General features: G+C 59.4%; 15 protein-coding genes. 6 read left to right on the top strand and 9 right to left on the bottom strand.

Translation table 11 applies throughout. The features are described 5' to 3' along the window. Nucleotides 1-218 precede the first annotated feature (218 nt). The 3 genes from ACFR9U_RS14505 to ACFR9U_RS14495 form a co-directional block, all read right to left on the bottom strand. On the bottom strand, nucleotides 219-1,475 hold the full coding sequence (locus ACFR9U_RS14505; RefSeq protein WP_247381651.1) for an RNA-guided endonuclease InsQ/TnpB family protein: 1,257 nt from the start codon (nucleotides 1,473-1,475) through the stop codon (nucleotides 219-221). After that, entirely contained in the window at nucleotides 1,459-1,593 is a 135-nt protein-coding gene (locus tag ACFR9U_RS14500) for a hypothetical protein (RefSeq protein ID WP_282594424.1), read from the bottom strand. Before ACFR9U_RS14500 ends, ACFR9U_RS14505 begins: the two co-directional genes overlap by 17 nt. Nucleotides 1,594-1,830: 237 nt before the next feature. After that, nucleotides 1,831-2,763 carry a transcription initiation factor IIB gene (locus tag ACFR9U_RS14495; protein ID WP_247381652.1) on the bottom strand — a complete coding sequence of 311 codons (933 nt, stop codon included), beginning with the start codon at nucleotides 2,761-2,763 and terminating at the stop codon, nucleotides 1,831-1,833. A 188-nt stretch (nucleotides 2,764-2,951) separates the two neighbouring features. On the opposite strand from ACFR9U_RS14495, the gene ACFR9U_RS21380 reads away from it, so the two are divergent. From ACFR9U_RS21380 to ACFR9U_RS14465, 6 genes are all read left to right on the top strand, one after another. Next, the gene (locus ACFR9U_RS21380) at nucleotides 2,952-3,587 is read left to right on the top strand and encodes a DUF7342 family protein (protein ID WP_465262019.1); all 636 of its coding nucleotides are present in this window, start codon (nucleotides 2,952-2,954) and stop codon (nucleotides 3,585-3,587) included. Nucleotides 3,588-3,590: 3 nt separating this feature from the next. After that, complete coding sequence (locus ACFR9U_RS14485; RefSeq protein WP_247381653.1) at nucleotides 3,591-4,070, top strand: toxin-antitoxin system TumE family protein; 480 nt, start codon at nucleotides 3,591-3,593, stop codon at nucleotides 4,068-4,070. Nucleotides 4,071-4,404: 334 nt separating this feature from the next. Further along, complete coding sequence (locus ACFR9U_RS14480; RefSeq protein WP_247381655.1) at nucleotides 4,405-5,865, top strand: ATP-binding protein; 1,461 nt, start codon at nucleotides 4,405-4,407, stop codon at nucleotides 5,863-5,865. A 74-nt stretch (nucleotides 5,866-5,939) separates the two neighbouring features. Beyond that, entirely contained in the window at nucleotides 5,940-6,617 is a 678-nt protein-coding gene (locus ACFR9U_RS14475; RefSeq protein ID WP_247381657.1) for a hypothetical protein, read from the top strand. A 29-nt stretch (nucleotides 6,618-6,646) separates the two neighbouring features. Further along, nucleotides 6,647-7,288, top strand: coding sequence for a relaxase/mobilization nuclease domain-containing protein (locus tag ACFR9U_RS14470; RefSeq protein ID WP_379814616.1), 642 nt, complete (start codon nucleotides 6,647-6,649; stop codon nucleotides 7,286-7,288). Between the two features lie 5 nt (nucleotides 7,289-7,293). Further along, on the top strand, nucleotides 7,294-9,132 hold the full coding sequence (locus tag ACFR9U_RS14465; protein WP_247381661.1) for a type IV secretory system conjugative DNA transfer family protein: 1,839 nt from the start codon (nucleotides 7,294-7,296) through the stop codon (nucleotides 9,130-9,132). Nucleotides 9,133-9,389: 257 nt separating this feature from the next. Here ACFR9U_RS14465 and ACFR9U_RS14460 read toward each other — a convergent pair whose 3' ends face one another. From ACFR9U_RS14460 to ACFR9U_RS14435, 6 genes are all read right to left on the bottom strand, one after another. Next, nucleotides 9,390-9,848: a hypothetical protein gene (locus ACFR9U_RS14460; RefSeq protein WP_247381663.1), complete on the bottom strand. Its 459-nt coding sequence runs from the start codon at nucleotides 9,846-9,848 to the stop codon at nucleotides 9,390-9,392. A 3-nt stretch (nucleotides 9,849-9,851) separates the two neighbouring features. After that, a complete protein-coding gene (locus ACFR9U_RS14455) occupies nucleotides 9,852-10,391 on the bottom strand; it encodes a DUF7342 family protein (RefSeq protein WP_345893429.1) in 540 nt (179 codons plus the stop codon). Between the two features lie 303 nt (nucleotides 10,392-10,694). Continuing rightward, nucleotides 10,695-11,123, bottom strand: coding sequence for a PIN domain-containing protein (locus ACFR9U_RS14450; protein ID WP_247381666.1), 429 nt, complete (start codon nucleotides 11,121-11,123; stop codon nucleotides 10,695-10,697). Further along, complete coding sequence (locus ACFR9U_RS14445) at nucleotides 11,120-11,428, bottom strand: AbrB/MazE/SpoVT family DNA-binding domain-containing protein (RefSeq protein ID WP_282594425.1); 309 nt, start codon at nucleotides 11,426-11,428, stop codon at nucleotides 11,120-11,122. Before ACFR9U_RS14445 ends, ACFR9U_RS14450 begins: the two co-directional genes overlap by 4 nt. Nucleotides 11,429-11,727: 299 nt before the next feature. After that, nucleotides 11,728-12,978, bottom strand: a complete 1,251-nt coding sequence (locus ACFR9U_RS14440) for a tyrosine-type recombinase/integrase (protein WP_247381670.1) — start codon at nucleotides 12,976-12,978, stop codon at nucleotides 11,728-11,730. Further along, nucleotides 12,923-13,375: hypothetical protein (locus tag ACFR9U_RS14435; RefSeq protein ID WP_379814613.1), on the bottom strand; the 453-nt coding region annotated here is incomplete at its 5' end. The genes ACFR9U_RS14440 and ACFR9U_RS14435, both read right to left, overlap by 56 nt.

Below are 13,375 nucleotides of genomic sequence, written 5' to 3'. Positions count from 1 at the left end.
GTATGCCTCACAGCGCCGGCAGACGTGGTACTTGACCGTCGTATCGTATGCACGCCGGGAGCGTGACGCGACGGCATCACCGCGGCCACAGGCGCGACACGCAGCCCCATCGTGACATCCTCCGCGTCGTCAACGGAGAGGGATCGAAGATCCCTCAAGCAGCCGGGCGAAGCCCGGCGACGGCGCGGCTTCCCATCATGGGAATGCCAGCGAAGCAGTTACTCGAAGCTGGCAGTGGGTTCCGACCCGGTGGACTGGTAGGCCGAGAGACTCATCTGCTGTGGTAAGCTCGTCTCGTGGTGGGTCCTGGCGCTGTCACAGGCGCTCCCATCCCGAAGGATGTCATCGCCCGCCGGTTTCAGCGGCAGGCTCTCACCCCACGGGTCATGGCGGTCAGCGATGTTGACCGCCGCGTTGATGTCTGCGTGGTACTCCGTGACCCAACACTCGTCGTTCGTACACCGAAACTCGTCGCCGTTCCGATACCCGACGTGGCCGCACTCGTGGCAGATCTGACTCGTGTAGGCTGGTTCGACGTATTCGACCAGGATACCAGCCTCTCGTGCCTTGTCCTCGATACGCTGTTGGAGCCGAGCGAACGCCCAGGCGTGTAACCGGCGGTTCATCCATACTCCGTAATCGAGGTCTTCACGGATGTCTGCGAGGTCTTCCAGCACAACGACTGGCTTCTCGAAGCGTTGAGCGTACTCGACAGCCTGCCGAGACGCTTTCTCGATGATGTCAGTGAGTGCGTTCAGGTAGTGGTCGAATCGGTCGTCAATCCGCCACTGGGCTGCATCGCGCTCCTGGAGGCGCTTGAGTGTCGTGAACATCTCTTTGCGGAGGTGGCGAGCGCGGCCACCGTTGATAAGCAATGGGTCGGTCGGAGCGCCCTGCTCGCAGGCACAGCCCGCGAGCAGGTGTGCTTCGCCAATGTCGAAGCCGACTGGTGTTACTTCTTTGTCAGTAGCTTCATAGTCCGATTCCGCCACCTCGGAGTCGACTGTGACGTGCAATTCCCAGGTCGTTCCATGACGCTGGAGGCGAAACTGTCCCACGTCGGCAGTTTCGTCGAGTAGATCGTGCCACAGCTCTTGTTGTGCAGGGTTGATCCGCACAGGAAGCCAGAGGTGGTAGTCTTCGTGATGTGGAATTTTGACGTACCACTCGATAGTGTTCTTTGGGTTGTGATCCAGGCTGAAGCCCCGCTCGGTGAATCGGGCGGGGTGGTCGTCGTCGAGTTCGTCGGCGTCATCGACCAGTCCAGGGACGTAGTTTTTGAGCGCGTCTTTGGCGTAGCTGCTAAGATTGTAGGACGTTACGATATCGTTAACCGCATTTTGCGTTTCACAGCCGGCGTTGAACGACTCGTGTAGTGCCTTCCGGTAGGCCGATAGCGTCTCCTGAAGCTTGTGCTCTTTGTGGGCTGTCGGGGGCGCAAGCGTAGCCTGGAGTGTTTTAGTCGCTGTTGCCATCGGCTGCGAGTCCTTTCTCGATCAGTTCGCGGTAGGCGCGGAGGTGGCGAATGCTGTTCTCCTGCGAATACGCTTTGACGCGCTGGTAAAGGTCACTTCCGCGTTCGATAGTATACATCTTTCTCCACAGTAATAGTTATGTTTTGTTAAAGTGAAAAATATGTTTTTGGTATTTAAGAATAGCTAAAAGTGCAGTTGATTCCCAGCCAGACGCGCTTCCTCCCCGCCCTGTTCGTTCCTCGGTTCCGACAGGTGTCGGAATACTCCTCACTCACGGAAAGGCGGGGTTTCCGCGCTGAATTAAGATGATCAAATCCTCCACTCGACTGGGGAGGAACAAACTGCCCTGTCGTGATCACCGATCCAGCATCGCCTGAATCGCCCGTTGGCCAGCGCGGACAGTGGGAATACAGACGTCCGCCGCGTCGGCGACCGTCGCCTGGGTCACGGACAGGCCCTGCTCGTCGGCCGCAACCTTCAGACAGGCCGCCGCCACCCCACATGGATCTTTGCCACAGGCGACGCCCTGGTCGTCGGCCTCGGCGGCGATCTGGCTCGCCTGGCGCTCGACCGTCATCGGCAGCCCAACCGCCGACGCGAGACTCGGAACGAACTCCTCTGCCCGTCGTGGTGGGACCGGAAGATCAAGTTCCTGATTCAACACGTTATAGCAGTTTGCGACCTGTCCACGCTGTCTCTGGGCGACTGCAACGACCTCATCAAGTGACCGGGAGAGGCCGGTAAGCCGACACACCGCGTACACGGAGGCCGCTGCGACCCCTTCGATGGACCGCCCGACCAGGAGATTCTCGCGCTGTGCTGTCCGAAAGAGCTGACTGGCCTGCTCGCGAGCACTGCGAGCGAGGCCCAGTGCCGAGACAATCCGCGCGATCTCGCCGAGTCCACTTCTGAGGTTCCGGTCGGCCTTCGACGCGGCCTGCGCTCGTGCGTGTTCGCGCCGCAGCCGAGCGAGCTGTCGTCGCTTCCGGGCGGACAGTGAGTTGTCCGTTGCATTGTGCCCGCGCCCGATCGTCGTCGAGAGCCCGCGGTCGTGCCGAGCCTGCGTAAGCGGTGCCCCAATTCGAGCCCGGTCATCACCGTCCTCGAACGACCGCCACTCCGGCCCGTAGTCGATCTGCTGCTCGTCGACGACTAACCCACATTCTTGACACCGTGTTTCGCTACCATCGGTAACGAGCGAGCCCCGACACTCGGGACAATCGTACTCTCCCTGCAGATCAGTTGTCTTCGAGACGCTTCGGTGCCGCTGCGATGGGCTGTGACTCATGGATGCCTCAGCCACCTGGGGGCACAAACTATCACAATCGAAATGTTTAACCAACACATGAAGCCTGGAAGATCCTCTGTTGGTTAATGAAAATCCCACGTCCAGACATGCGTTCTGACGTTACGATACCATGTACACGTCTATCTGAAGTAACTTGAAAATGAAATCAGCATTCACTCTTCCGTAATATGGTACTCTACCAAAGACCTATATTTCTGAGCGATGTAGAGGAAATCATGACTGACGCACCTCCTCCAGAGCCATTCGATGACGTCAATGAACAGGTCGGGACGGAGTGGGAGGCTCAGACGACACCATACGAGCGAGTCCGAACGGTAATCAGTCGAACGTACACCCCAGTCTCAGCCGAGACTGTGGCAGACACCGCTCGGACATCCCCCAAAACTGCTCGAAAGCATCTCGAAACACTCCGTGACGAAGGGTTCGTGACGACGTCGACGGGTGACACCGGCGGGACACACTATCGGCGGTCGTCGGAGTCACTCGTCGTCGAGCAGGCTGCCGACATCCTGTCGGAAGTCCCGCCCGATGAACTGCGCGAGCGCATTACAGAACTGCGCAAGGACGTTCGATCCTATCAAGAGCAGTTCGGCGTCGAGTCACCAGACGAACTCTCAGTCGCCCGCACGAATGAGGTACTGTCCGAGACAGGCGATCACGCGGCGGTCGACGAGGAGGCCCTACAAGACTGGAAAACGACGCGTCGCAATCTCGCGTTCGCGAACGCTGCCCTCTCGATCGCAAATGCGCAGAAATTCGTCACTGACGACTCTCAGTCGCCCCCAGAAGCGTCACCATCGTAATTTATGGGTGGAACACAGGCATCTGAGTCGCATTCACTCCGAGGTGCAATCGACAGACCGGCACTGATCGCGATTCGTGATCTGATTACCGATGAAGAACCGCTTGCCTCAGCACACCTCGATGACGTGCTGAGTCCATCAGTTCTCGAAGTGGAACTTGCCGATGGCTTGGTGGATGCAGAGTCAGCTCGGCTCGACGTGCAGTGGACCACACAAAATGACTACAAGTACCACTACACCGACTCGCTCGACGTGAACGTCCGATGGGGCCGGCATCCACACGATGACGATTTCATCCATGTTCCCGGTCTTGAGCACTATCATCCACCGCCGGACGCATCATCCGACCCAAACGACGTCGAAGAATCGTGCATCAAGCAGTCGCCAGAAATACTCGTTACCAGAGCCGTCCTCAAACTGTGGCGGACAGCCTATCAAAGTCACTCTCTGACCCCACTCAATGCGAGCAGTAACCCACCATGAACACCTTAACGTGTCTGTTTCTGCCAGCGTCCGCTGGTTGACTCGCTCGCCACAGCGAGGGAATACACGTCTTTCGAGACCATATTTAGCCGCCGATAACATTTTTATTTACTAAGATAGAACTATGGGAATAAATCGGGGAAGAGAGCGTATTTCTCGAATTGCCATGGTCCATCACCGCCACCTCGTACGTCGTCTCGTCGCGTACCTCAGTCTGATTCCCCTGTCGAGCCACTTCGGGGCAGTCCTCCTGGCCGGGCTCGCTCTCTGTGTTGGAACATACGTACTCGTTCACCTTGGATTGTTAGTCCTCGTACTGATTGCCGGCATTGGCATGCTGCTCGGACAGCAAGCAATCGGCATCGGCCTTGGGAGCGTTGTCCTCCTGCTTGGCGGGCCACTCGCACTCCTCTACGCCACCGAGCGTAGCTTTCGTAAGATCGCTGCCTACCACTTCCAGACACGTGTCTGGACAACACAGCCGGTCACCTTCCTCGCAGGGATGGGCCTCGGGAGTCTGCTGTATCTCCCCTGGGTCTCGCTGCCAGCGGTGTCCTATGGTGCACCCATCGAGACCATCTACACGATAGTCGCGCCGATCGACGCCACGCCGGACACGATGGCCCCGGCGTTGATCCTGCCAGTTCTCGCTCTACCGGCACTCGTCGCCCTGGCGCTCCCCCTTGAAGCCAAACTTGTGCCTTCGTATTTCGACCCACGATATGATGCCCAGCACCGCTCCATTCGGGAGCGAGTCGGGTACGTCGGCCAGATGCTCCCAACAGCATCTAATTCCAACGAGAGCGAACAGTCTGACCGTTCGAGCCACTCGCGAAGCAGTACATCGAGCGAGCCGCAGTCACAACCCGCTCATACGAGCGAATCCCGCGACAGCCACCAGACGCAGACCACCGGCAAAACCGACTCACACACTGGCACCCAGCCCCAGCAGGAGGAGCAGTCGCCAGACACTGGCACGGACTACGAGTTCGACTGGCAATTCGGCTCGTCGGTCACCTACGCCGATGTCGGCGGCTTCACACACGAGAAGAAAGAGCTGTCACGCAAGGTTCTCCGACCGCTCGTCGGCAACGCCGAGCAGTACGAGAAGCTTGACCTCACGCCGTCGAACGTCCTCCTCTATGGGCCACCGGGCACCGGCAAGTCCCACCTCGCGAAGGCCATGATGGGCCAGACCGACCTGCCATCGCTCTCGATCTCGGGAGGGAATCTCCTCTCAAAGTGGATTAATCAATCTGCTGAGCAAGTCGCCCAACTGTTTACGGAAGCCCACCATCTCTCCCGCGAGCATGGCGGTGCCATCGTCTTCATCGACGAGATCGACTCGGTACTTCCCACCCGTGGGGCGAGTCTCAGCCAACACCGCGAGGACGACAAGGTCGTCAACGAGTTCCTCCGCTATCTGGAACTCTCCACCGCAGAGATGTACGACGACCCGTCGATCCCCTCGACAACCGACGTGGTCGTCATCGGGGCAACCAACAACGTCACGGAGCTTGACGATGCTGCAACCCGGAGTGGTCGGATCGACCTCAAGTTGGAGATTGGAATGCCCGACCAAACCCAGCGCCGGGCTGTCCTCGTAGCACAGCTCTCCCAGCGACAGCACAGCGTGCAGGAAGCGACACTCGATCGGGTTGCGGCCGCGACCGACGGGTACTCGGCCGCCGATATCGGCGCGACCGTCGACGAAGCTGCGTACAATGCCGCAGCCAACGGCCGTGATACGATCACAGAGACTGACCTGCGCACCGCGTTGACGAGCGATACCTGACACCCAGCAGTCGCCGTCTGCTGCATTAGTTAATTTCTTGTCTGTTACTGCCCGAAATAATAGGCAAAGACAGCATGGCGAAGAAAGATACCCGGATCGCGATTTATGCCACGGCGGAACAGAAAGAGCGCCTCCAGCAGCGGGCAGACGATGCGGAGATGACGCTCTCAGCCTACTGCCAGGATATTCTCAGTCAGCATCTCCAGGGGGAGTTGTTCGCCGACAAAAACGAGGAACTCGCGGTCGAACAACGGCTCGAAGAACTGGTCGGACTCGCTCGCGACGAGATCGAAGACGCGGCCGAGGATATCAGACAGACCCAACAGAAAACGGCCCTGCACACCATCGCGCTCTGGGAGCTACTGAAAACCGACGCTGGCGCTGCCCAGCGCAAAGAAGCAATGACTGACGCCGCACGCCGGCTCCGTGAAGACCTCGTCAAAGCTGGGATCGACCCTGATGCGCTCGGTGAGCCAGCGACGCAGCAGGCAAAGGCCACGCAGACGGACGACACCAGCACAGCAACCCAGTCCGACTCGGCTGCAGAGACTGCCAAGCCAGCGGACGACACTTGGAAGACCGACGACGACACCGAGACGCAGGCTGATGACTCTGTGTCAGCTGACTCACCGGCAGCGGACGCCGACGACGAGGCCGGCGACGAGCCGTGGTGGAAGCCAACCGACGACGAGGAAGAAGAAGAGAGCGACGACGACGATGACGTCTACATCGACCGTGACTGGGACATTTGAGCACCATACCCTGTACCTGCATATCCATGATGGCGAAAACCGATTTTCAGCGCGGGGGCGCACAGGATCTCGTCGAGTACATGAGTCGGGACAACGACGAGAAGGTCGCACTCAAAGATCACACCGGTCGGGAACTCGAACCCGAGCAGATCACCGCCTTCGTCGAACGCAGTGAGGAACACGGGATGGAACGGCATCTCATTCTCTCGCCAGATCCCGACGCCGCATACAACGAGCAAGAACTTGACCGGGGGACTCGCAGAACGATGAGCGCCTTCCGCTCGGATGACCGTCTCGCGACGGAGTACGTCTACGCGATCCATGCCGACCACGAAAATCCGCACGCACACGTCGCCATGACCGGGCCGGAACAGGATCTCGGGATGGATAAACACGACATCACCTACCTCCGGGAAATCGCTCGCGAGCAATTCCAAGAACCGACGATGCTGCAAGCGCGCGCCCCTGAGAAGGCTGCCGGGCGTGAGACCCTTGCAGAGTCCGAACAGGAACGCGAACAGCGAGCCCTCCAGATCGCTCTCGACCCCGAACAACAGAGCCAGCGCGAACAGACCCCCCAGCGAGACCACACAGGCACGACGTCCTCGACCGACCGGGAACAGCATCCCGACCGGGACCGTGGCCATGACCGGAGCCGTGGTGGTCGGTAACACACATGAGCACCGACAAGTCCGCAGAGTCCCAAGAAGACCTCCTCCATCGAAAAATCACGCCGGTCCTGGTGGTTCTTTGCTGGCTGTTCGTGCCGGCGCAGTTCATCAACCGGGAACTCCCCTGGCGCCAGCGGTACTGGCGCTGGCGGTGGGTGTATGCTGCCTACCTGGTGATCGGGGTGATGGTGTTCGCACCGGCAGTGCTGGCCGGGGCGTATTGGACGCTCGCGCTAATTCCGTTTGCACACCTCGCCGCGCCGGCGATGACTGGTGTGGCGGTCGTGCTGGGTGCGATCCCGGGGCTCTCGTTTCCGATCGTGTCCGATCTCGGTGGGTCCGGGATCTATCTCGGTGTCACAGTCTTGATCCTCTGTAGTGAATATCTCCGTCGCGGTGCGCCGGAACTGCTCGGCGTCCGCGGCGTCTACAGCTGTGGCGACGACGAGTTTCTGGTCCCGTTTGCGAACACCGAAGACAAAGATCCGAACGCAGAACTTCCACCGCGGTTCGAGCAAGACGTCTCGACGGCGCTGATCGGCGAGACTGGCAGCGGGAAGACCTCAGCAATGGAACTGCTCGCGTATCAACTCCCCTACGATCGGGGCACGGCCGTTATCGCCCATGACTACGCCGATGACTTCCAGCAGTTCTACGACGAACTGGGCTTTGAGGTCCTCCGGATCGGCGTCGAGGACAGTGACGTCCACTGGAACCTGTTCGAGGACATCGAGAACGAACGGGAGTTCACGGAGATTGCCAGCGCGTTGTTCGGCGAGCCGTCGGGGCACAACCCATTCCACGGTCCTGCACAGCACGTCTTCGAAGCTTCGTTACGCTACCTCTATCGTGAGGCCCAGGAACACGACGACATCGAGACGCCCGGCCACGACGATATCGTCTCGTTTCTGCAGCAGGACCCCGAAGACATCTATCACGTCCTGCGCCGACGGCCGGAACTCCATTCGAAAGCGACGCATCTCGACCCCGAGAGCGGGAAGACAGCCCCGAACGTCTATCAGACGCTCCAGGAACACGTCGACCCGGTATTTGTCGGCGACTTCGCCGAGAACGGGGACTTCTCACTCCGCGAGTACATCGCAAATCCGGACGGTCGGGCACTGATCATCGACTCTAACCCCACGGAGATGGAGACACTCGGACCGATGTTCCAGCTCCTGCTCGACTGGGGCATCCGGTATGCGCTCGACAGCGACAATCGAGCAGTGTGGCTGCTGGACGAGATCGATCAGCTTCCCGAACTGACACAGTTACCGAACCTCACCGCCAGGGGCCGTGCCGAGCGGACCCAGGCGATTATCGGCGTCCAGACCATCGGCCAGCTCGAAGAGACGTACAGCAAGCCCTCCGGCGTCCTCGGGAACTGTCCCCAGGGGATCTACTTCTCACCTGGTGATAGCGATACCGCCGAGTTCATCCAGGACGAGGTCGGCGAAGTACGCGAGTCGGTCGTCCGAGAATCCTACACCCGGTCGGGCAAAGAACACGAGGGCCGACGCGCCTCGAAACGACGAGCCTACGAAGAGAAGGATCGCACCCCGTTCACTTCCGGGACGCTCAAAGAGTTCGACACGGGCGACTGCATCGTCAAATCCCGCACGAAGTGGTGGCAGGGGAAGATTGAGCACCTCGATACCGTCCGGGAGCGCCTGGACAACGCTATCGGTCATCGGCATCGACTCGACGAGGACCTCAACGACGCTGACGAGACTGACGCAGATGCCGACAGTGAGGGCATGGAGATTCGCACGCGCGAAGATGTCCTTCCCGATGAGGTCTTCGACGATGATGACGAAGGAATGGCCGCCTCGGATGCGTGGTAGGAGGAGGACTATAGTAGTCCTGCAGGTCCCCCGTCGAACACCTCACCTGACTCCTGTGCGTGTCGATGTTGCCTCGCGATGTCTTCGGTTTGGATCGGGGATTGCTTGTCGGACTGGTCCTCGGGCGGAGTGTCGTCAGTACTCATGATTGGTTGCCTCACCCGCCTCGGGGGAGACAAACAGGCAGTTCAGTACCTGTACTCGCAGAAGATGTGGATCTAGCGTAGCTTACGCTGTTACTGCCTAATTTCCAAGCGTCATGGTTCCTCGTTTGCGTATTGATAGGTCAGACGAACGTCCTCGAGGAGTTCTTCGACGATTTCCCAGAGGATCAGAGAAGGAGTCTCGTGTTCGAACGTGATGCCCCACCGGTCCTCGGTATCGGCGACTGCGTACTGGAAATGCGCCCGTCCCAGATCGGGATGATCCTCGTCCTGATGCCAGCCAGCGTGAAAGCCCGTGTTCGGGTCAGTGTAGTTGATTCGGAACCAATCGTGTGGCTGCTGCCGATACCACTTGACGGTCAGTTCCGGTGAATCAGGGCCTGTAGGAGGGTCAAGGCGGGCCGGATCGAAAACTGCTCGCAGCTGCTTCGCCTCGATATCGTCAGGAACGTACTCTACTGCCGTAATCTGTGGCACACGATCAAGGACGTCCCGCTTCAGCTGGGCGTAGAGATTCGCGTTCGGGTCACCACCGGGATGCGGGACCGACATCTGTTATCCACTGGCCTCAACGGGTTCGTTCGTCGGGGCGAGGAAGTCCCATTCACGGATTGCGAAGCCAACAATCTGGAGACGCCGTTGAAGGTGCTCCCACTCGTGGGCAATCTCACGGCGACGGTCTTCCTCGTCTGCGTCAAGAGACTCGTCAGCGAGCGTCCCGCGAAGCTGGTTCGGTGACTCAACGTCGAATTCGTCCTCCCAGTCGCGGATCTGCGTCTTCATATCGGCGAGACGATCCGTGAGCTCCTCGACAGTGTGCCCGCTGTCTCGAAGACGCATCGCCTCCTGCATCGCCTGGCGTCGGTAATCAGGGTAATACGTCGTGTGGGTGCCAGTTTCGTCGCGATGGAGGATTCCATCGTCGACGAGACGTTCGAGGACGCGTTTGGTTGGTTCGTGTGACCAGCCCGCTTCAGAGGCGATCCAGTTTGCCGTCTGCGGCTCCGATAGCTGCCGGGCGACCATCCGCACGCGGTCTTCCCCCGTCGTCTGGCGTTCCATCAGGCCCTCTGAGTTCGATTCGTCTTCGGTCATACAACACAGTTCGCGCTGTATCTTAATATAAGTTGAGGCGATTGGCTTTATATCGAAATGTCGTATTTCCTTGTCCTGCAGGACCGCCGTCGAACACCTCGCCTGGCTCCTGCGCGTGTCGATGCTGCTCCGCGATCTCTCCACTTGGGGTCGGAGATTGTTTGTCGGCCTGTTCTCCAGTTGTTGCATCGTCGGTACTCATGATCGGTTGCCTCACCCGCCTCGGTGAAGACAAACAGACAGCATAGGACCAGTACTAACAACAGAGACGTCTCTGCGATATCTTCCGCTGGTATTGCAAAATTACGCTGGGTTCGTTCGGAACCGGACAATCTGAACATCCGTCACATCGTCATAATCGTCGTCGGCACCGACGAGAAGTGTCCCGTCGACGTGGGCCGCGGTCGCAAGTGCAAATGCATCGCCGAGCGCCGGAGAGTAGCGAAACTTGAAATCAGCAGCCATGGGCCACGTTTGTTCGGTATCGACGCGCCGGATGCCGCTCTCTTCGAGGATATCGACGACAGCATCCGCACGTTCCTCTCCATCAATGGCACGGACGATATAATGGATTTCAGCGAGATTGATCGCAGAGATGTACCCCTCGGCCGCCCCTTCGACGGCTTCAAGGTACGCTTCGACGGTGTTACTCCCTGGTTCGTTACAGAAGTACGCAACAAGTGGTTCGGTGTCAAAGATGACCGTCTCAGGAAGGGCGTCCCCATCTGTCATGCATCATCCTCATCATCACTGCCGTAGCGCTGGCGCAACTTTTCTTCGCTGGCTTTGTCCTGTTTGCGTTCGTCCCGAAGCCGCTCGACTGCCGAGCGATCCTGCTCGTCGGTCTTGCCTTCCAAGACCCCACGCAGGTCTGTAACGGACTGAATGGGACGGACGACGATCTCGCCCTCCTCTGTCTGGACGAACTTCACCCGTCCCGGTGTGTCGATACCTAGGTGCTCTCGGAACTCCTTGGGGATCGTCGCCTGGCCCCGTGACGAGACAGACACCACTTTTTCAGACTCTGATTTACTCATACTTTCTTAGTGTATTACTTCGAGTCAGTAATACAAAAGGGTGTTGCGGACTGTCTATGAAGCAACCTCTGGAGTCAGAGCTGTCCCGCAGTTCCCCCATCGAACACCTTGCCTGACTCCTGTGCGTGTCGGTGTTGCTCCGCGATGGCTTCGATCTGGGTCGGAGATTGCTTGTCAGCCTGTTTTCTAGTCATTGTGTCGTCAGTACTCACAATCGAGTCCTCCCCCGACCTAGGAACGAACAAACCAGCGCACAAGCGCAGACGTCACCAGACAGTCCTCGTCAAAGTCAGAAGAATCTACTGCTGGACGAGACTATCGACCTCTTCGAGCGCCTCCGTCGCAACGTCGCCTAGCTCACCAGCCTCAATGTGCGAATAGCGCTCACGAACCATCTCCTCCGAGTTGTCGAGATAACGGGCTGCAACGGTATACCCGAACGCGCGGACGAGCACCTCACCCATTCCTCGTCGCCCGCCATGGGGAGCAAGATAGTCGTGCTTCTGGTGGTTGATATCGATCTCCGCTGCATCAGAGAGTCGCTGGAGGATCGACCGTGCACCGTCCGTTGTGACCGACGGCGGTCGGAAGTCCGCGTCGAGCGCCAACAAGAGGTCGCGAGCGTATTCCTCACGTCGCTCGTCGATTGTATCCGGACGTGTTCCTCGATCCGCCAGTCCATCCTGCACCAGTGTCGCAAGCGTGCGCTGGTCGAACGTCGGGAACACCGGCCAGCGCTCAGTCGGCGGATCCATGAGTCTCCGGTAACTCCGGAGTGGCGAAATCACCGGATCAGGCAGGCTGGCTGCGTCCCACTGCTGTTTCTTCCGGTAAACGTCCATACTGCCGTCCTCGAGCGATATCTCTTCCCAGCGGACGCCACGCCGGCGCGGGTCGTTCGGGTCCCGGAGCAGTTCGCCAACGCGGACAGCCGTATACGCGAGTACGAACACAAGCGCCCGGTCACGCGCGGCTTTCAGGGCCTTGTACCGTGCTCGCTGCCGGTCCTGAGCGTCTGTATCCGCTGGGAGCGTCGTGAACGCCTCGATAGCGGTGCGGGCCTCCTCGTTGACGTGACGAGTGAGCGTATGGCGCTGTTCGGACGTCCAAGCCTGCTGGTCGCCGGGTTTCCGACCGTCGTCCTCGGGGAGCGGCGCCGTCGCGCTCGCTCGCTGGGCGTAGTGTGCTTCGAGGTACCCCTCGTTGACGCACCACCCGCACCACGCAGAGATATAGCGATAATAGGTTTGTACAGTGTTCTGCTTGAGCCCACGATCACCGGCGAGGTGGCGGGCGTACTCGCGAAACACGCGCTCGTCAAGGTCCGCAAACACGGGTTCCCGGTCGACGTCGTCGGGAGTAATACCTGTCCAGTCGTCGCGACCGCGGTCGCCAGTAGCCCACTCAGCAAATCGTTCGAGCTCGCGCGCCGCATTGCGTCGGTAATTCCCGCCGTCGCCTCCACGGCCTTTCCCCTTGTCCTGGAGGTAGCGCTCAAAGCTGTCGTCGAGGGCGCTTTCGGGACGGGAAACAGCACGATCGTCGCTCATCGGCCTTCACCTCGGGGCCGCGTAATCGAAACTCGTTGGCCGTGATCGTCTCGAGATACGCGACACTGACGTACCGGAATTCGATTCGGTCGCTGAAGCCGTGTTGAGGGAGGAGTGTCTCGGCCGCCCGTCCCGCTGGTTTGTCGGTCGTCAAGAGAACAACGTGGTCTGCCTGCCCAGTATCGAGCACCTGTGCAGCAAGCCCCACGAGTGCCGTGTCCGCTTTTTCGGTGATGTCCTCGTCGCGATCCGTCTCGTTGGCGATGAACCGTCGTGCCTCGTCCATCACTGTCGAGACGAGCGGATTGGTGTAATCCAGTTCGTCGGCGACGACGATCCATCCTTCCTCGAATCCATCGGGATAGGGAATGTTTCCCGAAGGGTATGCGTCTGCCGC

This window comes from Halorientalis brevis, assembly GCF_042678165.1.
GTDB lineage: Archaea > Halobacteriota > Halobacteria > Halobacteriales > Haloarculaceae > Halorientalis > Halorientalis brevis.
The sequence above is the reverse complement of the archived record's forward strand: the minus strand, read 5'-3'. Positions and strand labels throughout refer to the sequence as shown.